The organism is Brevundimonas subvibrioides (genome assembly GCF_027271155.1).
Classification (GTDB): Bacteria; Pseudomonadota; Alphaproteobacteria; order Caulobacterales; family Caulobacteraceae; genus Brevundimonas; species Brevundimonas subvibrioides_D.
The window spans coordinates 320864-344402 of the sequence record NZ_CP114542.1; the positions used below are offsets into that span (position 1 = coordinate 320864).

At 66.4% G+C, this 23539-nt stretch carries 20 protein-coding genes and 1 tRNA gene; 4 read left to right on the forward strand and 17 right to left on the reverse strand.

Annotation, left to right across the window (positions count from 1 at the left end; translation table 11 throughout):
• The gene (locus O3139_RS01640) at positions 1 to 2061 is read right to left on the reverse strand and encodes a FecR domain-containing protein (protein WP_269515161.1); all 2061 of its coding nucleotides are present in this window, start codon (positions 2059 to 2061) and stop codon (positions 1 to 3) included.
• A gap of 247 nt (positions 2062 to 2308) precedes the next feature.
• Between O3139_RS01640 and O3139_RS01645 the strand changes: the two genes are divergently transcribed.
• A complete protein-coding gene (locus O3139_RS01645) occupies positions 2309 to 3793 on the forward strand; it encodes a ShlB/FhaC/HecB family hemolysin secretion/activation protein (RefSeq protein WP_269515162.1) in 1485 nt (494 codons plus the stop codon).
• 197 nt (positions 3794 to 3990) lie between these two features.
• Here the strand turns inward: O3139_RS01645 and O3139_RS01650 are convergent, their stop codons facing one another.
• From O3139_RS01650 to hemC, 10 genes are all read right to left on the reverse strand, one after another.
• The gene (locus O3139_RS01650) at positions 3991 to 5184 is read right to left on the reverse strand and encodes a GIY-YIG nuclease family protein (RefSeq protein WP_269515163.1); all 1194 of its coding nucleotides are present in this window, start codon (positions 5182 to 5184) and stop codon (positions 3991 to 3993) included.
• Positions 5177 to 7243, reverse strand: coding sequence for a DEAD/DEAH box helicase (locus tag O3139_RS01655; protein ID WP_269515164.1), 2067 nt, complete (start codon positions 7241 to 7243; stop codon positions 5177 to 5179). The genes O3139_RS01650 and O3139_RS01655 overlap by 8 nt, the downstream gene beginning before the upstream one ends.
• Before the next feature lie 5 nt (positions 7244 to 7248).
• Entirely contained in the window at positions 7249 to 10002 is a 2754-nt protein-coding gene (locus tag O3139_RS01660; RefSeq protein WP_269515165.1) for a class I SAM-dependent DNA methyltransferase, read from the reverse strand.
• Positions 10003 to 10104: 102 nt separating this feature from the next.
• Positions 10105 to 11208, reverse strand: coding sequence for a site-specific integrase (locus O3139_RS01665; protein WP_269515166.1), 1104 nt, complete (start codon positions 11206 to 11208; stop codon positions 10105 to 10107).
• A gap of 17 nt (positions 11209 to 11225) precedes the next feature.
• The gene (locus O3139_RS01670) at positions 11226 to 11693 is read right to left on the reverse strand and encodes a helix-turn-helix domain-containing protein (RefSeq protein ID WP_269515167.1); all 468 of its coding nucleotides are present in this window, start codon (positions 11691 to 11693) and stop codon (positions 11226 to 11228) included.
• Positions 11694 to 11703: 10 nt separating this feature from the next.
• Positions 11704 to 11868, reverse strand: coding sequence for a helix-turn-helix domain-containing protein (locus O3139_RS01675; RefSeq protein ID WP_269515168.1), 165 nt, complete (start codon positions 11866 to 11868; stop codon positions 11704 to 11706).
• A 772-nt stretch (positions 11869 to 12640) separates the two neighbouring features.
• Complete coding sequence (locus O3139_RS01680) at positions 12641 to 13861, reverse strand: tyrosine-type recombinase/integrase (RefSeq protein ID WP_269515169.1); 1221 nt, start codon at positions 13859 to 13861, stop codon at positions 12641 to 12643.
• 165 nt (positions 13862 to 14026) lie between these two features.
• Positions 14027 to 14102, reverse strand: a tRNA-Thr gene (locus tag O3139_RS01685).
• Positions 14103 to 14142: 40 nt separating this feature from the next.
• Complete coding sequence (locus tag O3139_RS01690; RefSeq protein WP_269515170.1) at positions 14143 to 14826, reverse strand: uroporphyrinogen-III synthase; 684 nt, start codon at positions 14824 to 14826, stop codon at positions 14143 to 14145.
• A 141-nt stretch (positions 14827 to 14967) separates the two neighbouring features.
• Positions 14968 to 15903: a hydroxymethylbilane synthase gene (hemC, locus tag O3139_RS01695; RefSeq protein ID WP_269515171.1), complete on the reverse strand. Its 936-nt coding sequence runs from the start codon at positions 15901 to 15903 to the stop codon at positions 14968 to 14970.
• Positions 15904 to 16008: 105 nt separating this feature from the next.
• On the opposite strand from hemC, the gene tsaD reads away from it, so the two are divergent.
• The 3 genes from tsaD to O3139_RS01710 are packed head-to-tail and all read left to right on the forward strand — an operon-like array spanning position 16009 to position 18562.
• The gene (gene tsaD, locus O3139_RS01700) at positions 16009 to 17181 is read left to right on the forward strand and encodes a tRNA (adenosine(37)-N6)-threonylcarbamoyltransferase complex transferase subunit TsaD (RefSeq protein ID WP_269516511.1); all 1173 of its coding nucleotides are present in this window, start codon (positions 16009 to 16011) and stop codon (positions 17179 to 17181) included.
• Between the two features lie 8 nt (positions 17182 to 17189).
• On the forward strand, positions 17190 to 18188 hold the full coding sequence (locus O3139_RS01705) for an NAD(P)H-dependent glycerol-3-phosphate dehydrogenase (RefSeq protein ID WP_269515172.1): 999 nt from the start codon (positions 17190 to 17192) through the stop codon (positions 18186 to 18188).
• Complete coding sequence (locus tag O3139_RS01710) at positions 18185 to 18562, forward strand: Rieske (2Fe-2S) protein (protein WP_269515173.1); 378 nt, start codon at positions 18185 to 18187, stop codon at positions 18560 to 18562. The genes O3139_RS01705 and O3139_RS01710 overlap by 4 nt, the downstream gene beginning before the upstream one ends.
• A gap of 6 nt (positions 18563 to 18568) precedes the next feature.
• On the opposite strand, the gene O3139_RS01715 is transcribed toward O3139_RS01710, so the two are convergent.
• The 6 genes from O3139_RS01715 to O3139_RS01740 all read right to left on the reverse strand — a co-directional run bounded on the left by O3139_RS01715 (position 18569) and on the right by O3139_RS01740 (position 23441).
• The gene (locus O3139_RS01715; RefSeq protein WP_269515174.1) at positions 18569 to 18721 is read right to left on the reverse strand and encodes a hypothetical protein; all 153 of its coding nucleotides are present in this window, start codon (positions 18719 to 18721) and stop codon (positions 18569 to 18571) included.
• Between the two features lie 55 nt (positions 18722 to 18776).
• Positions 18777 to 19280 carry a phasin family protein gene (locus tag O3139_RS01720; protein WP_269515175.1) on the reverse strand — a complete coding sequence of 168 codons (504 nt, stop codon included), beginning with the start codon at positions 19278 to 19280 and terminating at the stop codon, positions 18777 to 18779.
• A 23-nt stretch (positions 19281 to 19303) separates the two neighbouring features.
• Positions 19304 to 20056, reverse strand: a complete 753-nt coding sequence (locus tag O3139_RS01725) for a creatininase family protein (RefSeq protein ID WP_269515176.1) — start codon at positions 20054 to 20056, stop codon at positions 19304 to 19306.
• A gap of 81 nt (positions 20057 to 20137) precedes the next feature.
• Positions 20138 to 20734 carry a TetR/AcrR family transcriptional regulator gene (locus tag O3139_RS01730; protein ID WP_209322318.1) on the reverse strand — a complete coding sequence of 199 codons (597 nt, stop codon included), beginning with the start codon at positions 20732 to 20734 and terminating at the stop codon, positions 20138 to 20140.
• On the reverse strand, positions 20734 to 22332 hold the full coding sequence (locus O3139_RS01735) for a DHA2 family efflux MFS transporter permease subunit (protein WP_269515177.1): 1599 nt from the start codon (positions 22330 to 22332) through the stop codon (positions 20734 to 20736). Before O3139_RS01735 ends, O3139_RS01730 begins: the two co-directional genes overlap by 1 nt.
• Positions 22329 to 23441 carry an HlyD family secretion protein gene (locus tag O3139_RS01740; RefSeq protein ID WP_269515178.1) on the reverse strand — a complete coding sequence of 371 codons (1113 nt, stop codon included), beginning with the start codon at positions 23439 to 23441 and terminating at the stop codon, positions 22329 to 22331. Before O3139_RS01740 ends, O3139_RS01735 begins: the two co-directional genes overlap by 4 nt.
• Positions 23442 to 23539 lie beyond the last annotated feature (98 nt).

The following is a 23539-nucleotide window of genomic DNA, read 5'->3' on the forward strand; positions in this document are numbered from 1 at the left end:
TCAATCACCGCCCGGCGGCGTACGACGGCCGCCGCCAGAGTTGCCGCGTCCATTCCCGCCGCTGCCGTTGCCGGAGCCGCCACCGTTTCCACTGCCGGACCCGCTATTGCCGTTTCCGTTCCCGCCGCCGTTGCCGGAGCCGCCGTTACCATTGCCGCTGCCGTTGCCGCCACCGTGATCGTCGTCAGACCCGCCGCTGCCGCCGTTGCCATTACCGTTTCCGTTGCGGGAACCGCCGTTACCATTGCCGTTGCCGCCCCCGTTGCCGTTGCCGCCCCCGTGGTCGTCGTCAGACCCGCCGCTGCCGCTGCCGCTGCCGCCGCTGCCGCCGTTGCCATTACCGTTTCCGTTGCGGGAACCGCCGTTACCATTGCCGTTGCCGCCCCCGTTGCCGTTGCCGCCCCCGTGGTCGTCGTCAGACCCGCCGCTGCCGCCGCTGCCGCCGCTGCCGCTGCCGCCGTTGCCGTTCCCGTTGCCGGAACCGCCGTTACCATTGCCGTTGCCGCCCCCGTTACCGGAGCCGCCCCCGTGGTCGTCGTCAGACCCGCCGCCGCCGCCGCCGCCGTTGCCGTTCCCGTTGCCGGAACCGCCGTTACCATTGCCGGAGCCGCCCCCGTGGTCGTCGTCAGACCCGCCGCTGCCGCCGCTGCCGCTGCCGCCGTTGCCGTTCCCGTTGCCGGAACCGCCGTTACCATTGCCGTTGCCGCCCCCGTTACCGGAGCCGCCCCCGTGGTCGTCGTCAGACCCGCCGCTGCCGCCGCTGCCGCTGCCGCCGTTGCCGTTCCCGTTGCCGGAACCGCCGTTACCATTGCCGTTGCCGCCCCCGTTACCGGAGCCGCCCCCGTGGTCGTCGTCAGACCCGCCGCCGCCGCCGCCGCCGTTGCCGTTCCCGTTGCCGGAACCGCCGCCACCATTGCCGGAACCGCCCCCGTGGTCGTCGTCAGACCCGCCGCCACCATTGCCGGAGCCGCCACCGTGATCGTCGTCAGATCCGCCGTTCCCGTTGCCGGACCCGCCGTTGCCATTGCCATGGTCCCCACCGTTGCCTTCGTCGGACCCGCCGTTGCCGTTTCCGCTCCCGCCGCCGTTGCCGTGGTCAGACCCGCCGTTGCCATTGCCGTGGCCGCCATCGTCGCCCTCGTCGGACCCGCCACCGTTTCCGTTCCTGCCACCGTTCCCGCTGCCGGAACCGGCGTTCCCATTGCCTGATCCTCGCTGGCCGGTACCGCCCGCGTTGGGCCGGCCCGTGACGCTCGCGGAAACGAGCGTTCTGCCGCTGTTCGATGACGCGGATGGATCGCCTGATGACGGCGTCGGAGCGGTTGCGGGCCCCCCTGTCGCTCCGGCGGATGACCTGCCGGCGCTGTCTTGCGAAGCCGGCGGGGTCGTTGGAACACCGGTCGACGGCGGTACTGTGAGGGACGCATTCTCGACCAGGCCGCCCGAGGCGGCGCTGTAGTCGATCGGCGCGACCGTGAGCGTGGCCGCAGCGACCGGGACGCTGGCCGAAGGCGCCGCGATATCCACCGAGTCCGGGTTGTCCCGCGTCACCACCCCGGTGGCACCGGCGGCCACGTCGCCCGAAGCGTTGCCGCTGTTGGAGCGGACCTCGACAAGGCCCTCGGCCACATGCACCCGGTCGCCAATCGCATCGACACTGACCGTGAAGGTGGTTCCCTTGACCACGGCCGCGAGCAGAGGGGTTTCGACGCGGAAGTGGGGATGCGCCTGCCGGTCGACCTGGAACAAGGCCGAGCCCAGATCCTGAAGGATGCGCGTCATCCCGCCCTGTTCGGGGGCCAGGGTCGTGCGGCTGTTGGGGCCGACCACAATGCGCTGAAGGCCGTTCGTCACCACCGCGCGGCCGTTGCCGCCGGTCGTCAGGCTGGTTCCGATGGGGAGCACCTGTCCTGCGACCCCGGCGACGGCGGCCCGCGCGGGCAGGGCCACCCGCACTGTGCCGGTCACTTCGCGCAACTGCCAGTCGTCAGCCCAGGCCGGCGACAGGGTTCCCAGCCAGATGGAAACAAGTGCCAGAGCTCCCAGCCAAATACTACGCATCGCTCTGCTCCTGAGAGTATTGTCAGGATAAAATAACTCAGAACCACCTTCCGCAACCTTAAGGTCCGGTATTAACAGGAAATTGAGAATGACGAACGTATGCTAACCATGTCGTCTCATTTGCAGAATCCAACACTGGACAATGGCCTTCCGTTATCGGATGAAAACACGATTGATCGCCATTTCGGCGGCAATACTGGCCAGTATTGCTGGTATTGCCGGTATGGCGAACGCTGAGGATGGAGACGTGACCTCCGCCGACACGTGTGGGAACGACTGTTTCGTGCTGACCAGCATGACCATTCAGGGGGTCAGCGCCTATCCGCTGGCCGATCTCGCCGGGACCTATGATCAGAACCTGGCCCGCAAGATCGGCGTGGCGGATCTGGTCGCAACCGCGGACGCAATCACCACGCGCTATCGTCAGGATGGATACTTCCTGACCCGTGCTGTGGTCGCACCGGGCGACCACAGCACCGGGGCGGCCTATATCGTCGTTTATGAGGGCTATCTTGTCGACATTCAGGTCACGGGCGCAGCGGCTGAAAAAGTCTGGCCGATCCTGGAACCCCTGAAGGACGGGCGCGCGCTGACCGTCGCCATGCTGGATCATCGGCTGGCGCTGGCCTCGGACATACCCGGCGTAACCTTGACCAGCCGCATCGAGCCCGTCCCGGATAATCCGTCGCAACACAGGCTGGTTGTCACGGCCGACCTGAAACGGATCGAGGGCGGTGTCTATGTCGACAACAGGGGATCTGAGGCCCAGGGGCCGTGGCAGGCCTATGTGACGGCGTCGGTCAACTCAGCCGTCGTGCCGGGAGACCAGATCACCGTCTCGGCCCTGACCGTGCCCGAAGATCCCCAGGAACTCAGCTATGGAGAGGTCAGTTATTCGGCCCTGATCGCGGAGGAGACCCGTCTCAAGGCCAGCGTCAGCACATACGCTACGGACGCGCCGGCCGGCTCGGTCGGCTGGCTCAGCGGCCATAGCCAGGCCGCCTCCATCGCGGTGACGCAGATGCTGGTGCGATCGCGCGAACGAAGCCTGTGGGCGAGCGCAAGCCTCGACGTCCGCAAGGTCGAACAGACCTACCAGCTACTGGGTGGCATTGAGGAACGGCTCACCGTCGCCCGGGCCATGTTGTCAGGCCGGCTGAAGCTCGACGCAGGCTATGTCGCGGGAAGCCTCCAGGTGTCACAGGGCTTAGATGTCTTCGACGCCACCAGGACGCCATCGCCCGATCTGACCCGAAGCGATGCCACCGGCGAGTTCACCAAGGCGACGTTCAACGTCTCGGCCTACCGTGACATTGGCCGCTACATGGGTGTGTATGGCGAGGCGGCGGGCCAGTGGGCCAGCGATCCCGTGCTGGCGTCCGAGGAGTTCTACGTCGGTGGGCCAGGCTTCGGTCGTGCCTATGACTACGGCGAAATCAGCGGTGATACCGGTATGGCCGCCTCGGTAGAACTGCGCGCCGGATGGGACCCGCAGCCTCGCGCCATCACCTTTGCGCAAGGGTATGCCTTCGTCGACGTCGGCTGGGTGTCGAACGAGACGTCGAGCGGCCGTATCGACGCCGACCGCGTCTCGGCCGGGTTCGGCACCCGCATCACCTTCGAGGATCGCGTGACCTTCAAGGTCGAACTGGCGAAACCCCTGACCGGAAGCCCCGACGCCGAACCTGCCTCGGGCTGGCGCGCCTTCTTCGGGGTGTCCAGGGAATTCTGATCACCGCCCGGCCGGGAGGCGCTCCCGTCTTGGGCGATATCCATGTCCTATGGGAAATAGTGGTGCGCTTAGGGGAGCCGCATTGAGCAACTAAGAATTTGATTTAAAATACGATAATCAAAAGTCATTCTAAAAAGGCCCCCAGAAAGGCCCCCAACTAACTGTAGCTTCCCCCCGAATTTCTCGGCTGCGACCAATTAGCTCGGCGTTTCAATTCTCACCAAAGCGGCACAGCCGGGGTCGTATCTGAAGTCCGTGATCGAGCCGTCTCGGACCTTTTGGACGGCCGCGTCGATGGCTTGCAGCGGAGCGATGTACCACTCTCTCGGGCGAACCGGCTCACCGAATCGGTCGGGGATCGTCAGGTCCAGGCGCGCGGGGGCGAACACGCGGTGCAGCAGATTCTCCAGCCGGGTCCGGTTGATGTTGAATAGCTTGTAGGTCGCGATGATCTCGACCTCGGCCAGGAGATAGGTCGGGTCGGTGGTCGCCTGAGCGATCCGGGCCTCGACCGTCCCGCCCGTCACGCCGATCTTGTGGATCAGGTCGCGGTTGGCGGCGACGTCCGGGTGATCGGATTTGCTGCGCAGGACGTAAATCGTCCCGCTCTCCAGATCGTCGTCTTGGCTTTCATGGCCGAACAGGGGACCGGCGATCGGGTCGGTGATCCGCCGGCCGGTTTCGTCCTTGTAGAGCCCCCGCTGCAGTGACCGCAGCAGCAGGTCGCTTTCCGTGCCGTTGTCATAGATGACACGAAGCCGGCTATCGGGCCGGCCGTACTCGGTCACGAAGGAGTCGAGCACCTCGGCCACATAGACCATCTGGCCACCGAGGATGAAAAACTCGCCCGACTTGATTCCCGCGTCCTCGCCGAAACGACGAGCTTCACGGCCGCCGGTTTCGAGGTCACGTTTCACGGCGACGAACAGGGGCTTGAAGGTCTCGAAGTCGGCGCAGACCTTGCGGTTGGCGACTTCCTCGGCCGCCTTGACCTCGTCGCGGGACCGGACGTGCCTCAGGACCGAAATGTCTTCGTCCCCACCCGGGGCAACGCCCAGATCGGCCAGCAGGTCGGCGTCGTCTTCAAACTCGGCCGGCTCTTCGGCGACACCGTCGCTGCCGGTCAGCAGACCATGCTTGTCCAGCGGCTCGATCAGCACCCGGCAGTCAGCTTGGGCGCGGATGCGATCCAGCCGCACCGCATAAATCCGCTCGAAGATGTCGCGGTCCTCGCCGTGGCGCGGCGCGTGGCCGTGCTCGTCGACGAACTTCATGATGTCCTCGAACCCGGCGATGACCCGCTCCTCGCGCGGCGTGCGGGTGGCGGCCTTCTTCGTCTCGATCTCGACGCCGAGGTCCGACAGCAGCTCAAGGTCGCTCAGCTCAGCCATTCGGGTTCAACGCCACATGCCGCCGCAGGACTTCCACGCCCTCGGCCATGCGCCGCTCCCAGGCATCCTGCGACTTGATGTCGGGCAGCCGGCCGCGCTCGTCCCGGAACTTGCGCGCGCGTTTGGCCAGGTCGCGGGCCTCCTCGATTGGAATCCCCGCCCGCTTGCCGGCGATGGCCGCCTCGACCTGTTTAAGCATCTGTTCGTTCATCGACTTGGCCAGCACCGAATAGGCCGCCTCGAAGGGGTTGATTCCGTCGATCAGATCGATGTCCAGTTCGCGAACGCTCAGGGCGAACCTGCGCACCCCGTCGACAAACGCCGTGCTGCCCTTCAGTTCGGCATCATCAACCCCCGCTGCCACGGCCTTGGCCTTCTGCGTCATGTTCAGCGCGGCGACGGCGTGCTGGCGGACGGCTTCCTGATCCTCGTCGGTCAGCTCGGGGAAGCGATCGCGCACGATCTTTCCCATCCGCTGGACCGTCAATTCCTGCGGGGCGGTCTCGGCGTCGAAGATGCCGCGCTCGACCACCGTCTTGTCCTGCACGAAGGCGGTGATGATCTCGTTCAGGTCTTCCTGACAGATGCGCTTCGCCTCGGGGCTGGAAGGCGTGACCAGACCCTTGATCTCCATGTGGAACTGGCCGGTCTTCTCGTTGAAGCCGACGTTGGCGAGGCTGCCGCCCTCCTGATAGCCGGCCGGGCCGTAGTCGAATCCCGGCTTGGGTCCGAGGTCCTTGGGCGTGAAGTCGAAACGCGGGGCCAGCACCTGTTCCATCAACAAGCTGGCCGCGATGGCCTTCAGGGTGTCGTTCAGAGCGTCGACGACCAGCTCCTGGCTGGCGTCCGGCTCGGCGATCAGGTTGGTGAATCGGGCCGAGGCCTTGCCCGGTGCGTCACGGGTGGCGCGGCCGATGATCTGGATGATTTCCGTCAGGCTGGAGCGATAGCCGACCGTCAGGGCGTGTTCGCACCAGATCCAGTCAAAGCCCTCCTTGGCCATGCCCAGGGCGATGATGATGTCGACATGGTCTCGATCATTGCGATGCGCCGGGTCCTTCAGCGCCCCGATCACCTTGTCCCGGCGGGGGCCGTCGTCATCGACCAGGTCCGCGACCTTCAGCACCCGCCCGTCAGGCTGACGGATCAGATGGAATCCCGTTGCCGGGTCCTCGCCCTGCCAGTCGCCCAGGGCGCTCATGATCTCGTTCGCCTCCTTGATCTTGTCGGAGGTGCTTTCGCGGGCGTTGACGTTGGGGATGTGGACGATGGTTTTCAGGGCCGGATCGAGCACCTTCATGATGCTGTCGAGATAGCTGCCGGCGTAGAAGAAATAGCCGATGTCCAGCGTCTTCAGGTGCTCATAGCCGTTGAGCTGCTCGTGGTAGGTATAGGTCACGGTGACGAACCGCGCCTCATCGCCGGGGCTAAGAACGGCCTCGGCGTCGCCCCGGAAATAGGACCCGGTCATGGCCACGATGTGCGCCTTGTCGCGGGCGATGAACTGGGCGAGCTGCGCGCCCAGCCGGTTGTCTGGATTGGCGCTGACATGGTGGAACTCGTCGACCGCGATCAGGCAGTTGTCGAAGGCCTCGACGCCCAGCTCGTCGACCGCGAAACGGAATGTCGCGTGGGTGCAGACCAGCGCGGTGTCGCCGCTGGCCAGGAACTCGCCCACGGCCTTGACCTTGGACTTCGCCACGCGCGGCTCGTCGACGCCGGGCGCGTTGCAAAGGTTCCATTGTGGCTTGACCGTCCAGTCGGACCAGAAGCCGAATTTCGACAGGGCCTCGTCGGCAAAGCTGCCGCCGATCGAGCGTTCGGGCACCACGATGATCGCCTTGGCGACCCCCTGATTGTGCAGCTTGTCCAGGGCGATGAACATCAACGCCCGTGACTTGCCAGACGCGGGCGGCGACTTGATCAGCAGATACTGTTCGCCTCGCCGGTCATAGGCGCGCTCCTGCATGGCGCGCATACCCATCTCATTGGGCTTGGTTGAGGCCCCGGTCTGGCCGGTGCGCAGGGAGACGGAGGGGATGGTCGAGGTCGTGGCCATGGGGCTCAGGCAGCGCCTTTCCGTCTCGGGATTTCGGTGGTCATCCTCGTATAGAGCTCGAACAGCTTTTCGAGACGCTCGGTGTCATTGCGGAAGGTGCGGCCGATGTAGATGCGCTCCAGCGTCTCGTCGTTGCGCTCATGGGCGCGGCGCAGGTCGTCGGGCATGGTCTCGGGATCGTAGAGATCGGCGATGGTCGCCGGGTAATGCGCCTCGCGCGTCAGCAAAATGTCCTCGGCGCAGCGGGTCAGGTCGGCCTTGTTCTTCTCAGTCAGGGTCGGGACCGGGAAGGTGTTCCAGCCGAGGGTGTTGGAGTACGCGAAGTCGGTCCGCGTGCGACCGCAGACAGTGCCAATCCAAACCCTGTGAATCTTGGAGGTCAGGATCGACAGAATATGGATCGGCGCATCGTACAGCGCGAAGTTTTGGCTGCTAACTATCGAACCAGACTGCATCACTCCCGCCGGGAGGTAATCCCGGCGTTCGGACGTTATTCTTGGCATCACCAACGCCCGCTCATTTCCCGTTTGGCGAATCTCACCAAACGCAAATGGCTTCGCCGCCAAATCTTTCGTCGCCGCTCTGTTGGATTCCAATCGCCCCAAGCGCACTCGCTCAAAGCGCCCGTTCAGCCACACAAACCGCCTCGCTTCTTCATATTCGTGGGCAAGCACCCAAATGCAGAATTTCTCCAGCCCATTTATGAACTCATGCGATCCAACGAATGGTCTAATGAATTTTGAAGGGACGCCTTCACGCCATGCGTCCAAGGCTTCGGCCTTGGAAAGCAACAACTCCCCGCCATCATTCGGCATGTTCCCGAACAACATCTCAGGCAGGCCGGATAACGCACGCCGAGTAGCCGACACCTCAATGTTGGGCCCGGCTATTAGGTAGCCATTGATGTTATCGGCCGCCTTCGATGTCAGTGCTCCGGATTCGGCACTAAAGAGATAGCAGGTTCCTGAGGATCGGTTGTCGAGCCCAACAATCGAAACGGTCACACCCGCGTTGTTAGATGCCAGGTTCGCCCACAAGAATGATGTATGAGCAAAATATATTCTAACTCCAATTCCGAAAATGGGAGGCCACAGAGCCTCCACCTGCCGGCCTTGGTTGATCGAATTTGTAGTCACAAAGGCCGCGCGACCCGCGTTTGATGCAATATACTTAGCCGCCTTAGCAAACCAACCACTTACGTAATCTAGAATACTTGTGTTGTCGGAAAGAGTCGTAAAGGCCTTTTCAAGATCGCCCTTCTGCTCAGCGGTCTGCTGTTGACTCCCCCGGTATGGCGGGTTGCCACATATGTACGTTTCGCCCCCTTCGTTCTCGAAGTCGATCTCGGCCTGATCCAGCGGCGTGCTGAACAGATCATCGCCACGGAGCTTCACGGCCGCCCCCGTCGGCGGACAGACACTCAGCCAATCCAACCTCAAGGCGTTGTCGCAGGTGATCCAGTTCTGCGCATCCAACGGCAGAAAATCGGCCAGTGCTTCTCTCTGCCCGCGATAGACCACGTCGCTCTGGTACTCAGCGATGATCAAGGCCAGGCGGGCGATCTCGGCCGGGAAGTCGCGCAGTTCGATGCCCCGGTAGTTGGTCAGAGGGATGTCGCTGCGCCGGTCGGGCTCGCCGCGCCGGCGGTTGATCTCGGCCTCGATCCTCCGCATCTCCTTGTAGGCGATGACCAGGAAGTTGCCGGACCCGCAGGCCGGGTCGAACACCCGGATTTTCGCCATCCGCTTGCGCAGATTCAACAGGCTGCGGCCGTTGTCGCCGGCCTCTTCCAGCTGTGCGGTCAGGTCGTCGAGGAACAGCGGGTTGAGGACCTTCAGGATGTTCGGCACGCTGGTGTAGTGCATGCCCAGCGCGCCGCGCTCCTCGTCGTCGGCGACGGCCTGGATCATCGAACCGAAGATGTCCGGATTGATCTCCTGCCAGTTCAGGCTGGCGGCCCGCAGCAGATAGGTCCGCGCGATCTTGCTGAACCGGGGGCATTCTCCGGCGTCGGCGAACAGACCGCCGTTCACATAGGGAAACCGGTCTGCCCAGCTTTTGATGCCGGCAGCGGCGCGCCGGTCACCATGGGTGGCCATGGCGCGGAACAACTCGGCGAGGATCTCGTGGGTGTTGTCCCCGTCGCTCATCTGCTCGACGGTTTTCGAGAACAGCTTGCTCGGGAAAATCCCGGTGTCCTCGGCGAACATGCAGAAGATCAGCCGGGCCATCAGATGGTTCAGCTCCGGCCGACGCTCGGCACCCGCCCAGTCCGGATTGTCCTTCAACAGCTCGACATACAGCTTGTTCAGCCGGCCGGTGGCCTTGATGTCGACCGGGTTGTCCTTGATCTGCCGGACGGTCGAAATGCCGGCCAGGGGCAGGAAGAAGCCGAAATGGTCGGCCAAGGCCGGATAGGCGCAGGCCAGCGGATCGCCGGTCGCCAGTTCCTCGGCCTCCAGCACGACCCCGTCGGTGGCCAGGATGAACTTGACCTTGTTGGCCGCCGTCTTCGGGCTGGCCCGCAGGGCGTTCAGGGTCCCGGCGACCTGACCCTCGGCGCAGACGGCCATGTGGATGTTGTTGCGTTGAAGCACCCCGCCGGCGACGTCCGACGCATTGCCCGACCCCGCCCGCAGCCGCTGCACCGTGACGGCCTTGTTGCCGAAGGCAGTCAGGAAGGCGAACGGAAACTCGGACGCGTCAAAGGGGGCGGCGGCCAGCTCGGAAACAGCTTCCTCGATCTCGACTGCGTTCACGCACTCACCTGACTATCATCGATTCCGCGACGGTGGTGCCGGTGGTTGTCTCCAGCGACTCACCTCAAGCGCGATCCGATTGCTGATCCGGATTAGCAGCCCCTATCGGGTCGCGCCAACCACCGAGCCCGCCAGAGTGGATTCCAGCCGCGCCAGCCGCGCCTCAACCGAATCCGGGGCGCGGGCCGTATCCAGGCTCCGGATCAGAGTCGCCTGCCGGTGCGAGGCCACGGCACCATAGCTCGTGAAGGTGGTCAGCACGTTTTCATGGCCAAGGTTCTGCGACCACGCCTTGAACTCCTCCGGTGAACGGCACGCCCGTTCGCCGAGCTGGACGAGGGTGTCGCGGATCGAATGCGGCTTGAAATAAGGCAGGCCCGCCGCCGTGAACCCTTCGCGGAAGATCCGCCGGATCGGCTCGGCCGTGCTCCAGTGTTGGCGCTCCAGTCCGGCCACGACGAACCCACCCTCAGGTCCGACCGCCATCCGGGTCGCCGGGAACACCGGATCCGCCTCGCTCCACAGCAAGGTGCCGCGCAGGTGGTCAATCCAGTCGGTGACGATCTCCAGCGCCTGACCGCCGACCGGGAAGAACCAGGTCGAAAAGGTCTTGGAGAACTTCGTGTTCACCTCGCGCGCGTCCTGATCTAGCCGCCCCTGGGCCAGATCGACGTGTTTCAGCTTGATCGACGCCAGCGCACCGTCGCGGGCCCCGGTCAGGAGGCTGAATGCAACCAAGGCCCGGTCGCGGCGCTGGACGTCGGTCTCTGCCGGCATGGCGGTCAGGACATGGTGTACCTGTTCCAGAGTCGGGAACGACTTCTCCCGAACCGCCTTGGCGATGCGAACGTCCTTCTCCGCCAGATTGAAATAGTCTGCGTCCGAATAGCTGATCCGTCTCTTGTAGCCAGGCTGATCGGCCAGCCAGATGAAAAAGCTGCGGAGCGCGGACAGGGTCGAGTGGACCGTGGCGCGGCTCAGACGCTCGCCGGTGCGGGCGCTGACCTGGTCGTCCAGCTTGCGCTTGAAGGCCACCGCCTGTTCGCGATGAAACCGGCTGAACTCCTTGTGCCCGGTCGCCTCTTCGAAGCGGCTTAGCGCCTTGGCGACCTCGTCGACGGACTTGTCGTTCCGCCGGCGCGCCTCGCGCAAATAGCTGAAATAGGACCGCTTGATCCGCTCGTTCGCTGGGTTGTTCCTGGCCATGGTCGTCCGTCCTTGTCCTATGTACATTTCAGGGAGGGGGCCGTCCCCTCTGCTATGCGCGGCGCTGCCTCCACGACACGGACTGCGATTCCGGGCAGGACGACCGGGACAGCCTCGAGCCGCGTGCGTCGATGCATGGTTGATCCGCAGACCTCGCAGTGGGCTCGGAGGTTGCCGGTCCCGGCCTTGCCGACGATGAAATCGGCCATGCCCAAAGCAGGGGCGCGCGGCTCGCGGCATTTGAAGCAGTAGAGCGAGCCGGTGGGGCAGGGCCGTTTGGCGGCGGTCCTGCGGGTATCAAGGAAGGCCCTCAGGACCTTCCCCTGGACCAGAACGGGTCGACCACCGTCGATGGCGACCAAACCCCCGCCGTTCAGCCAGGACCGAACGGTATTGCGATGCAGGCCGTACAGGCGGGCGATCTCCTCGACCGTATAGCTGCGATGGATCTTGGCCAGGTTGGGATTGAGGCGCGTGCGCGACACCTGGCTGCCCTCACTGACTTCCCAGCAGACGCCGGATCGAATCGACCTTGATGAGCGTCCGCCGCCCCATCTTGACGGTCTCCAGCCGCCCGTCCCGGATCAGGGCATAGACGGAGGTGCGACCGAGGCTGAGGGCCTTGGCGGTGTCGTTGATCGAAGCAGCGATGATTTCCATGATGCAGGTTCCTCGAACACTGGCGGGTGCCAGCGAATGCAGGAACGAGTGTCGGTCGCCGGGTCGAGGTTAGCTGCCGGGAAGCGCCGGAAACCGCCGGAATCTATTTTCCGGCGTTCCGCAGGCGACGCAGGACGGCCTTTGCTGTCTCCTGAACGGTGGTTCGTGCAGGAGCCTCCAGACCCCGTGCCACCAATCGGTCGGCGACGCTGGAAATGAGCTCGTCAGTCCCGCGCGCGCCCGACCCCTCCGGTATTCCCTCTTCGTGAATCAAGCTGGCCAGCTCAGCGACCCATTCCGGCCAAAGTGCCGACATAGGGCGACCCCTCGTGTCTTTGCCCGGGTCGGGTTCGGGCCGACGCTGCTCCACCCGCGATGCCCCCACCATCCGATCGACGTCTTCTCGGTGAAAGCGCACCCCGAACGTTTGGTATTGAACGGTATTCTTGATCTAGGTTTCGAAGTCGCCCAGTTCCCAATTCTGCGTCAGAGCGTCGTGACCCTCGGCCCACCAGAAGCCCGAAGGAACGTCGCAGTCCGGGTGCCGCTGAGTGCGGTTGATGATCATCAAGGCGCAATGTGCTCTCAACAGTCCGGCATGTGCGCGTTTTGCCAAGGCAATGTGAGACGTAGGCGAAAGCGTCGCCTCCCGGACCCGTTTGATGGTCTCGGCTGCGCTGATCCAGTCGTCGTCTCTGAATCCTTGAGGCTCTTCGCCAGCGTCATCAGTCACCCAAGGAACTAGCCACGCCGAGCCAACGTTTTCAAGAACTCAACCCTGTCTCGCGAGCGGCACGACCTCCCCACCCGTGCGAAGGCGATCGAGATAGTCGCTCCACCACTGCGCCATCAGCACGCGTTCCTGCCAGTGAGCGCCCCGGTGGTATGCCGCCCGGACGAGGTCCTTGCCCTTGTGGGCCAGGGCGCGCTCGATGGCGTCGGGCGACCATTTGCCGGACTCATTGAGGAGAGTGCTCGCGGTCGAACGGAAGCCGTGCGCCGTCATCTCGTCACCGGTGTAACCCAGCCGGCGCAGGGCAGCGTTGACGGTGTTCTCGGACATAGGGTCGAAGCGTGACCGGATGGACGGGAAGACATACCGGCCATCGCCGGTCAGGCCGGCGGCGTCGCGCAAGATCGCAACGGCCTGGACGGACAGCGGAACAGCATGTTCCATGCGGGCCTTCATCTTTTCGGCCGGGATGCGCCAGACGGCCGCGTCGAGGTCGATCTCGCTCCATTCCGCTCGGCGCAGTTCTCCGGGTCGAACAAACACCAGCGGAGAAAGCTGGAGCGCGAGTTTCGTCAACGGCAGACCCTCATATCCGTCGATGTCGCGAAGCAGTTCTCCGACGCGCTTCGGCTCGAGGATGGCGGCGAGGTTTTTGGGTCTGCGATTCGAAAGAGCGCCACGCAGGTCGCGCGTCGGGTCAGTGGTCGCGATCTGGTTGGCGACCGCGTAGCGGAACACCTGACCGATGAACTGAAGCGTCCGGTGGGCCTTCTCGTCATTCTTGGCGGCCTCGAACGGCCGGACGGCGTCCAGCACTTCGCAGGGCTGAATCTCGGATATGGGCCGCCCGCCGAGGCTCCGCTCCACAAGCCTGATGAACCATTCGCGCTTGATCACGGTAGCGTCGGACAGACCATCACGCCGGTTCTTGGCGATGTAGTCCTTGGCCACCGCGCTGAATGTATTGTCAGCACTCACCTTGGCGGCGCGCTTGTCCCGGCGCTTCTTGTCGGCCGGATCGACCCCGCTGGCGACCAGAGACCGCGCCCTGTCCCTCAGTTCGCGGGCCTCTTTCAGGCTGATCTCGGGATAGCCGCCGAACGACAGCTTCTTCTCCAGCCCACCGGAAGCGCGGAATTTCATTCGCCAAAGCCGCCCGCCGGCCGGGGTCACCTGAAGATAGAGGCCCTTTTCGTCCGAAACCTTATAGGCCCGATCGCGGGGCTTGAGGGCACGGATGGCTGAGTCGGTCAGGGCCAATTTGGGGGCCTTTTTCTAAGGGCCTCCGCGAAGGCCCCCACAAGGGCCCCCAGTTTCGGCCGATTATCGGCGAACACTGACGACCGCCAGCACCCAACCGAAGCCCTAGTATGCTATATTTTATTGGTTTTTTCAACCACCGGCGCACATCGGCGATCAATGTGGTGGTGCCGCTTAGGTGACTCGAACACCTGACCCCCGCATTACGAATGCGATGCTCTACCAGCTGAGCTAAAGCGGCTTGTCGCCGAGGGCGGACTGCCCGTCGCGAGAGCGGCTGTTTATACGTCGGTGCGAGGATTGCCAAGGGCCGCCAGAAGGGCCGATTCGGTCGGGGCTGCGGCAATGCGGACCTCGGCAAAACCGGTGGTTCGCAGCGGATCGGCGGCAGCGGCCGAGATGGCGATCACGACCGGCAGGTTCGCCCGGCCCCCCATCATAGCCGCCAGGGCGCGACCGGCGCGCGGCGAGTGGACCAGGGCGGCCTCCCAGTCCCCGGGCGGCTCCACCCGCTTCTCGCGCGCGCCATAGACGGCGACCGAACGCAGGCGGGCGATGTCGCCGACGGCCGCGGACAGGTCTCCGGCGGGCTCGGCCGCCCCGGGATGCAGGATCGACAGGCCCGACGCCTCGGCGCGGATCAGGGTGGCGAGATCGTTCAGGCTTCCTTCGGCCGACCGGACCGAGCCGAAGCCGGCGTCCCGTGCGGCCCGGGCGGTGGCGTCCCCGACCGCGAAGACCGGCAGGCTCCGGTCCGACGACAGCGCCGCGAAGGCCGCGACCCCGTTCAGGCTGGTGAAGGCGAGGGCCTGGACGCCAGAGAGGTCGAGCGTGACGTCGAGCGGCCGGATCTCCAGCAGCGGGACGACCAGCGGCGTGTGACCCAGGCCGACGAGGCGTTCGGCGGTCCGGTCGGCGCCGGGTCGGGCGCGGGTGACCCAGACCCTGTGGATAGCTTCAATCATCTCCGCTCATCCCCGCGAAGGCGGGGACCCAGTGCTTTGGATGTTCGGCCGGATTGAGTGTGCCGTGACAATGATCCCGCGCATCCTGCCTCACGAAAGAACTGGATCCCCGCCTTCGCGGGGATGAGCGGAAAGAAAAGTCTAGACCGCAACCTGCTGGTCGCCCGCCATCGCATGGACCTCATGGCCCAGGCGCAGCCCCAGCGCGCGCGCGCGGTCCATGGCGTCCGGGCCTGACAGGTCGGTCAGATCGCCGGCGCGGCGCCAGCGGGCGGTGCCGTCCGGGGCCAGCATCTCGGTGGTCAGGGTCAGGCGGTCGCCCTCGATATGGGCGTGGGCCCCGACGGCGGTGCGGCAGGAGCCTTCCAGAGCGACCATGGCACCGCGTTCGGCCGCGACGGCCAGGGCCGTGGGGCCGTGGTTCATGGCCGGGACCCAGGCGTGGTGGGTGTCGCCCTCGCGCGTCTGCAGGGCCAGGGCCCCCTGGCCCGGCGCGGGCAGGAAGGCATCGACCGACAGGAAACCGCGCACGGCCCCGGACCGGCCCAGCCGGTTCAGGCCCGAGGCCGCCAGCAGGATGGCGTCGAAATCGCCCTCGGCCGCGCGGCGCAGGCGGGTGTCGATGTTTCCGCGCAGCATCTCGATCTGCAGATCCGGGCGCAGGGCCAGCGCCTGGGCCTGACGCCGCAGGGAGGCGGTGCCGAGGCGCCCGCCGTGGGGCAGGCGCTCCAGCGCGTCGTAGTCGCGGCTGATGAAGGCGTCGCGGGCATCCTCGCGTTCCGGGATGGCGGCGATGGTCAGGCCGGGGGGCTGTTCGGCGGGCACGTCCTTCATCGAATGGACGGCGATGTCGACCCGGCCGTCCAGCAGGGCCTCCTCGATCTCCTTGGTGAACAGGGCCTTGCCGCCGACCTCCATCAGGCGGCGGTCCTGGATCTGGTCGCCGGTGGTGACGATCTCGACCAGCACCACCTCCTCGAGCGGCAGGTCCATGGCGGCGGCGATGGCCCGCTGCATCATTCCCGACTGGGCGAGCGCCAGGGCGCTGCGTCGGGTGCCTATACGTATCGTGGCCATGCGTGTCCGTTGCGCCAATTCGTTGCTTAGTGGGGTCCGGGTCGCTACCTGAACCCGGTGGAAATCGAAGCGGACCTTACCAGCGAAAACCGTGCCGGAAAGCCGATTTCCACGCGCACCGGGGCAGAGAGCGACCGCGCCTTATGCGGCGGTGCCCTTGTCGTCCTGGGCATCGAGACCAGCTGCGACGAGACGGCGGCCTCGGTCGTGCGGCTGACGCCCGATGGCGAGGCGACCGTGCTGTCGTCCGTGGTCCATTCCCAGATCGACGATCATGCGGCCTTCGGCGGGGTGGTGCCCGAGATCGCGGCGCGCAGCCATGTCGAGATGATCGACGGCGTCGTGCGTCGGGCGATGACCGGGGCGGGTCTCGGATATGACCGACTGGACGGGGTCGCGGCGACGGCGGGGCCGGGGCTGGTCGGCGGCGTCATGGTCGGGCTGGGGTTCGGCAAGGCGGTGGCCCTGGCGCGGGGCCTGCCGCTGATCGCGGTCAATCATCTGGAAGGTCATGCCGTGTCGGCCCGTCTGGGGGCGAAGGTCGCCTACCCCTTCCTGCTGCTGCTGGTCTCGGGCGGCCATTGCCAGCTGCTGGAGGTGCGCGGCATCGGGGACATGAGCCGCCTGGGCACCACGATCGATGATGCGGCGGGCGAGGCCTTCGACAAGATCGCCAAGGCCATGGGGCTGGGCTATCCGGGCGGACCGGCGCTGGAGGCGATGGCCGAGGGCGGCGACGGCTCGCGATTCGACCTGCCGCGGGCGCTGCTGGGGCGCAAGGACTGCGATTTCTCGTTCTCCGGACTGAAAACGGCGGCGTCGCGCCTCGCCCAGGCCTGCGAGACCGACGCGGACCGGGCCGATCTGGCCGATGCCGTCCAGTCGGCGATCGCACGCCAGCTGTCGGAGCGTTCGGACCGGGCGATGGCGGCCTATGCGGAGAAACACGAACACCGCTTCAAGCAGCCTCGCTCCGCGAGCGAGGCGGTCGGCCAACAAGGTCTCCTTTTCGTGGTCGCGGGGGGCGTCGCGGCCAACCGGACGGTGCGGCGCGTGCTGGAACAGACGGCGGCGAAACGGGGATTCGGATTCCTCGCCCCGCCGATGGCCTATTGCACCGACAATGCGGCGATGATCGCCCTTGCGGGGGCGGAGCGGCTACAGCGGGGGCTGGTTTCGGATATCGATTCGCCCGCCCGCCCGCGATGGCCGCTGGACGAGGCGCGCGCCCTGGCCGATCCTGTCCATCCGGCGGGCCGTAAAGGCGCCAAGGCCTAGGAGACGGCATGCAGTTCAGGACCGCAGGGGTCATCGGCGCGGGGGCCTGGGGCACGGCCCTGGCCCTGGTCTGTGCGCGAGCCGGACTGAAGGTGGTCCTGCAGGCGCGCGAGCCGGAGGTGGTGGACAGCATCACCCACCGCCGCATCAACGAGGCCTTCCTGCCCGGCGTGACGCTGGACGATACGATTTCGGTCACGGCGGATCTGGACGGGCTGTCCGGGTGCGACCTGGTGCTGGCGGTGCCTCCGGCCCAGTTCATGCGGTCGACGCTGGCAGCCTATGCGCCTTTCCACCGGGCGGGGGCCCCGATCGTCCTGTGTTCCAAGGGCATCGAGCGCGGTTCGCTGAAGCTGATGACCGAGGTGCTGGCGGAAACCATCCCCGATGCGCCCGCCGCCGTCCTGTCGGGCCCGAGCTTCGCCGCCGATGTGTCGAAGGGGCTGCCAACGGCCGTGACCCTGGCCTGTGCGGACGTCGGTCTCGGCGAGGCCCTGATGGAGACCCTGTCGGGTCCCGGCTTCCGGCCCTATCTGGCCACGGACCTGATCGGGGCGGAGGTCGGGGGCGCGATCAAGAATGTGCTGGCGATCGCCTGCGGCCTGTCGGAGGGGCGGCGGCTGGGCAAGTCGGCCCATGCCGCCCTGATCACGCGCGGCTTCGCCGAAATGACGCGGCTGGGGGTCGCGCTCGGCGGGGAGCCGGAAACGGTGGCGGGGCTGTGCGGCCTGGGCGATCTGGTCCTGACCTGCTCCAGCCCGCAGTCGCGCAACATGAGCCTGGGGCTGGCGCTGGGCGAGGGCCAGTCGATCGAACAGGCGCTGGCCGGAAAACGCTCGGTCGCCGAGGGCTATGAAAGCGCGCCGGCCGTGCGCGAACTGGCGCACAGGCTGGGCGTGGAGATGCCGATCTGCGAGGCGACCGCCGCGCTGCTGGCCGGCGAGACGACGGTCGAGGCCATGATCGAGGCCCTGCTGTCCCGACCGCTCAAGGCCGAACGCGAATGAGCGACACGCCCGTGTCGGGGCGAAAGCGGGTCTGGACGACGCCGGCCGGCGTGGCCCTGTGCGCGCTGGACGACATCGCCGAGCCGGGGTCGCGGGGCTTTGTGCTGCAGATCGGCGAGGCCTGGTTCCACGGCTTTGTGGTGCGCAAGGCCGGCGAGGTCGCCGGCTGGGTCGATCGCTGCCCTCACCAGGGCTTTCCGATCGCCATCGAGCTGGACCGCTATCTGACGCCGGACGGGTCGCTGATCCTGTGCGGCTGGCACGGAGCGGTGTTCGAACCGCTGTCGGGGGCCTGCGTCGGGGGGCCGTGCGCAGGCGGCAAGCTGACGCCCTGGCCGGTCCGGATCGACGGGGCGGTCATCCGGACCGGGTGAGCGGCTTCAGCCTTTTTCGTCGCCGCCGAAGGCTTCGTCGACTTCGTCTTCCTTGATCCGCCTGGATCGATCGCCGGGCTGATTGAGGTTCTGTTCCTCGGTGCCGTCGCCCAGCATGCCGGGGTGTTTTTCGGTGTCCTGGGTCCTGGGGTCGGCCATGGTCGTCGTTCCTTGTGGATGACGAGGACCGAACGCCCGGAAAGCGTCGCTGTTCCTACCGCTTGAGCCGCTTCGCGTTCGCCACGGCTGCAGAATGAATGGGCCTGAGCGCATCGGCCTGGGCCTTCAGCAGTTCGGTGTTCAGGGTCAGCATCTGACCGGCCGCGCGGCCCCACCAGGCGACAGCGTAGTCGTGGTGGGCGGCCGCGGCGGCCAGGGGCGAGGCGGCCGTGGCGATCCGGGAGGCGGCGTCCCGGGCATGGCCGACCTCGTCCATGGCGGACTTCGACACGCGGGCGGCCAGGTCGCCGAGGTTGTTGGCGACGGCGGTGGCCGAGGCGGTCATGGCCTCGACCTTCTCGGTGCCCATCAGCGACATCTCGCGCATGTCGGCCTTCATGGGATTGGCCAGTCCCTCGGCCATGATGTTGAGTCGGGCGGCGATGACGTCGGAGGCCGCGCGCAGCATCTCGCCGCCGTGGACCGCATTGTCACCCGCCGAGCGGGCATTGCGGGCGGCGCGTTTGCCGTTGCGGATCGTCTTGTCGAGCGGGGTCATGTCAGGGGCTTGGGCCGGTTTCGTCAGGTGGGCAAGGGTTCATTGGCGAAGGCGACGACGTCCTTCAGCAGGGCGGGCACGGCGGCATCGATGATCCGCTGGCCCTTTTCCGGGCTGGCCTGGGCAGGATCCGAGCCGATCCGGCCGTCGGGGAAGCGCGCGCGATAGTCGGCGGCATCGCGGATCGGGCCGGACGGCGCGATCTGAGGCGAATAGTCGGCCGTCTTGATCCGGTCGGGATATGCGGCCTGGGTGACCGCGATTTCGGACGGGGTGGCGTGCATCCCGTGGCCGGTCGGGAAGATCGAATTGCACAGGCTGTTCACGCCCGGCAGGTCCCACCAGTTTCGCAGCTTGAGCACGAAGGGCGCGGGTTCGTCGACGAAGCTCCATTCGGCATAGAGCTCCGAGAAGGTCGCCTCGATGGTGGCGACATTGCCGCCGTGGCCGTTCAGGAAATAGATCCGCTCGAAGCCGTGGCGGTGGAGCGAGGACACCCAGTCGGAGATGGCGGCCATGAAGGTCGACGGCCGCAAGGAGATCGTTCCGGCGAAGGCCAGATGATGCTGGGCCATGCCGATGTTGAAGGTGGGCGCGACGATCAGGCCGTCGTCGGCCTTCTCCGCCGCATGGGCGATGATTTCCGGGCACAGCCAGTCGGTGCCGAGCAGGCCGGTCGGGCCATGCTGTTCGTTCGAGCCGATCGGGATGACGACGGTCTTCGTCGCCTTCAGGCGGGCATCGATCTCGGGCCAGGCGGAAAAGGCGATCAGCATGAAAGGGCATCCTTCTGGCGTGCCCGCTGCCCGGACGCAGCGTGCCGCCGGGTTCTAGCGCGATGCCGGGGCGGCGAGAAGTCAGACCGCGAACGCGCGAAGGAAGCGCCGGGCGGTCTCGCGGGCGCGGGCGGGGATGTCGATGGCGCGCGGCTCGTCGATCCCCAGGATGCCGCGCAGATGCCCGTGGCCCATGGTCATGCCGCTGAACATCTCGGCCGCCAGTTCGGGATCGGGCACCCGGATCAGGCCCTCACGGTCCTGTTGCGACAGCCATTGCGCCAGGCGGCGCAGACTTTCGCCCGGCCCCGCGTCATAGACGGCCTCGGCCAGGTCCGGTGCGTGGGGCGACATCAGGGCGACGCCCCGCATGGAGCTGCGCCCGTCGGCGGTGCACAGCTTGGTCAGCATGGTCTCGGCCAGGGCGGTCAGCACCGTCAGTGGATCGCCTCCGGCACGCAGCGGGGCGGTGATCAGGTCGGACCGGCGCTCGGCCAGGGCCCGGCCGATGTCGGTCTTGGAGCCATACCGGTTGTAGAGCGTCTGTTTGGACACCCCCGCCCGGCGCGCGATCGCGTCCATGGAGGCGGCGGCGCCCTTTTCGGCGAACAGGTCCATGGCCGCGTCCAGGATGGCCTCGGACTTCCGTTCGTCGATCTGACCGGCGACGCGGGCCATCAGTGGGCATCCGTGGCCGGTGCCACACTGCCCGGCTTGACCGGCTGGGCCAGCAGGGTGACGCAGGCCCCGACGGCGCAGCCGATCGCCAGCATGGCAAAGGCGTCGCCGAATGCCAGCGTCGTCGCCTGCCGGTTCAGCATGCCGTACATCGCCTTCATCGCGGCGCCGTCGGGGTCGATGGAGCCGGTCATGCGGGCCGATATGCCGGCCAGCATCTCCTGCATCCGGGTGTCGCCGATGCTGATGCCGCTGGTCAGCTCGCCCAGGTGAATGGCGGTATTGGTGGTCAGGGAGGTGTTCAGGAAGGCCAGACCGAAGGCCCCGCCCACGTTGCGGAACAGGTTCACCAGGCCCGAGGCGTTCTTGACCATGTGCGGCGGCATGGTCGACATCGTGACCTGCTGGGCCGCCAGCATGGCCAGCATGATTCCGGACCCGCGCAGGGCCTGGATGCCCGCGAATTCCCAGAATCCCCACTCGGTGGTGACGGTACGGGCGTCCCACATGCCCCACGACGCCATGACGAAGCCGCCGCACATCAGGATCCTCAGATCCAGGATCCGGACCAGCCGCCCGGCGATCGGGGCCGTCATGAACATGGCCAGACCCGACACCACCAGGGTCGTGCCGACCTCGGCCGGCGAATAGTCCCGCACGCGCGACAGGAACAGCGGCAGCAGGAAGCTGCCCCCGAACAAGGCCGCGCCGACGGTGAAGGTCATTACGATGCCGACCAGAAAGTTTCGGTTGTTGAAGGCGCGCAGCTCGACCACCGGATTCCAGTAGGTCAGCGAGCGCCAGACGAAGGTCGGTCCGGTGACCGCCGCCACGACCGACAGCAGCAGGATCAGGTCGTCGGCGAACCAGTTGTTCTTCGACCCCTCCTCCAGCACGAACTGAAGGCTCATCAGGAAGGTGGCCATCAGGCCGAGGCCCCACCAGTCGAAGCCCCTGGACAGACCGGGGTCGCCCTTGTCGAACCTGGCGTAGCGCCAGACCAGGAAGAAGGACAACAGGCCGAACGGCACATTGATGAAGAACAGCCAGCGCCAGCTGAGCGCCTCGGTCAGATGGCCGCCCAGCGTCGGCCCGATGGTGGGGGCCAGGGTCACGATCAGGCCGATGAAGACCGATGCCGTGACGCGTCTGGACGCCGGGAAGGCGGTGAAGGCCACGGCGAAGACGGTGGGAATCATGGCCCCGCCGACGAAGCCCTGGATGGCCCGGAAGACGATCATCACCTCGACCGAGGAAGACAGGCCCACAGCGATGCTCATCAGCACGAAGCCGGCGCAGCTGATCATGAACACCTTCTGGGTGCCCCACAGCCGCGACAGATATCCCGACAGGGGGATCATCACGACCTCGGGGATCAGATAGGCGGTCTGGATCCAGCTGATCTGATCGGCCGACGCCCCGACGCCCGACTGGATCTGGGGCAGGGACGAGGCGACGATCTGGATGTCCAGGATAGCCATGAACTGGCCGATCACCATCCCGGCGAAGCCCAGGATCAGGAAGGTCCAGTTGACCTTCGGCTCGGCCGTCGCCGGGGCGATCGGGGCCGGGGCACCGTCCAGGGTGGCGGCGGTCATTGGGCGGTCGCGGTTCCGGCATCGGCAAGACGGGTCGGTCCGACGGCGGCTTCGGCGAAGCTGGGCCCGCCGGGGCTCTTCAGATCGACCTTGACCTCGACCGACAGGCCGGGGCGCAGGGCCGCGCCGCCGTCGGCGCGCGACACCAGGATGCGGACCGGCACCCGCTGGGTGATCTTGGTGAAATTGCCGGTCGCATTCTCGACCGGGATCAGGGCGAACTCGGCCCCCGTGGCCGGCGCGAAGCTTTCGATCCGGCCGGTCAGGTCCTGATCCGGGAAGGCGTCGGCCGAGATGTGGACGGTCTGGCCCAGACGCAGGCGACCCAGCTGGGTCTCCTTGAAGTTGGCCACCACATAGGTGTCGCCCAGAGGCACCAGCGACAGCAGCTGGCCTCCGGGGCGGACATACTGTCCGGCACGGACGCCGCGCGCGCCGACGACGCCGGCGACGGGCGCGCGGATGACGGTGCGGTCCAGATTGGTGCGGGCCAGTTCGACCGCAGCGCGGGCCTGCTCGACGGCGGCCAGGCTCTGGCTGCGGGTCGAGCCGAGGACGCCGGCCGTGCGCTGTTCGGCGACCAGGGCGGCCTGGGCTTCGGCGACGGAGGCGGCGGCGGTCTGGGCCCCCGCCTGTTCGGTCTCGATGCGCTGCTGCGAGACCCAGCCCTGACGCTGCAGGGTGGAATACCGCTGGACCTGGGCCTGGGCCAGGTTGGCCTGGGCACGAGCCTGGGCCACGCCGGCCGCGCGCGAGGCGATCATGGCCTGTTCCTGGGCCGCCCGGGCATCGACATTGTCGACCGCCGCCAGCAGGGCCGCCAGATTGGCCTCGGCCTGGGCCAGCCTGGCTTTGGCGTCCGCGTCATCCAGACGCACCAGGATCTGACCCTGTTCGACCCGCTGGTTGTCGGACACCAGAACCTCGGCGACGTAGCCGTCGATCTGGGGACTGACCAGGGTGGTGTCGGCCTGGACGAAGGCGTTGTCGGTCGATTCCCACCGCTGCTTGTTGGTCCACCACAGGCCGCCACCGATGACCAGGCCGACGGCCACGACGACCGCCAGGATCAGGGGCAGGCGCTTCTTGACGACAGGGGGGAGGGCCATGGGTCGAAATCTCTGAACAGCGGGCGTCGGGGAAGAGCATCCGGGGGAGGATGCGGCATAAAATGGACTGTATCGTCCAAAAATCAATAACCGGTTGT

Coding starts and splice junctions, on each gene's coding strand:
- O3139_RS01640 (WP_269515161.1), bottom strand. CDS start 2,061: ATGCGTAGTATTTGGCTGGGAGCTCTGGCACTTGTTTCCATCTGGCTG.
- O3139_RS01730 (WP_209322318.1), bottom strand. CDS start 20,734: ATGGCCCGCGTCGCCGGTCAGATCGACGAACGGAAGTCCGAGGCCATC.
- O3139_RS01650 (WP_269515163.1), bottom strand. CDS start 5,184: ATGGCTGAGCTGAGCGACCTTGAGCTGCTGTCGGACCTCGGCGTCGAG.
- O3139_RS01665 (WP_269515166.1), bottom strand. CDS start 11,208: ATGGCCAGGAACAACCCAGCGAACGAGCGGATCAAGCGGTCCTATTTC.
- hemC (WP_269515171.1), bottom strand. CDS start 15,903: ATGGCCACGATACGTATAGGCACCCGACGCAGCGCCCTGGCGCTCGCC.
- O3139_RS01735 (WP_269515177.1), bottom strand. CDS start 22,332: ATGACCGCCGCCACCCTGGACGGTGCCCCGGCCCCGATCGCCCCGGCG.
- O3139_RS01740 (WP_269515178.1), bottom strand. CDS start 23,441: ATGGCCCTCCCCCCTGTCGTCAAGAAGCGCCTGCCCCTGATCCTGGCG.
- O3139_RS01690 (WP_269515170.1), bottom strand. CDS start 14,826: ATGATTGAAGCTATCCACAGGGTCTGGGTCACCCGCGCCCGACCCGGC.
- O3139_RS01720 (WP_269515175.1), bottom strand. CDS start 19,280: ATGACCCCGCTCGACAAGACGATCCGCAACGGCAAACGCGCCGCCCGC.
- O3139_RS01655 (WP_269515164.1), bottom strand. CDS start 7,243: ATGGCCACGACCTCGACCATCCCCTCCGTCTCCCTGCGCACCGGCCAG.
- O3139_RS01675 (WP_269515168.1), bottom strand. CDS start 11,868: ATGGAAATCATCGCTGCTTCGATCAACGACACCGCCAAGGCCCTCAGC.
- O3139_RS01715 (WP_269515174.1), bottom strand. CDS start 18,721: ATGGCCGACCCCAGGACCCAGGACACCGAAAAACACCCCGGCATGCTG.
- O3139_RS01725 (WP_269515176.1), bottom strand. CDS start 20,056: ATGCTGATCGCCTTTTCCGCCTGGCCCGAGATCGATGCCCGCCTGAAG.
- O3139_RS01710 (WP_269515173.1), top strand. CDS start 18,185: ATGAGCGACACGCCCGTGTCGGGGCGAAAGCGGGTCTGGACGACGCCG.
- O3139_RS01705 (WP_269515172.1), top strand. CDS start 17,190: ATGCAGTTCAGGACCGCAGGGGTCATCGGCGCGGGGGCCTGGGGCACG.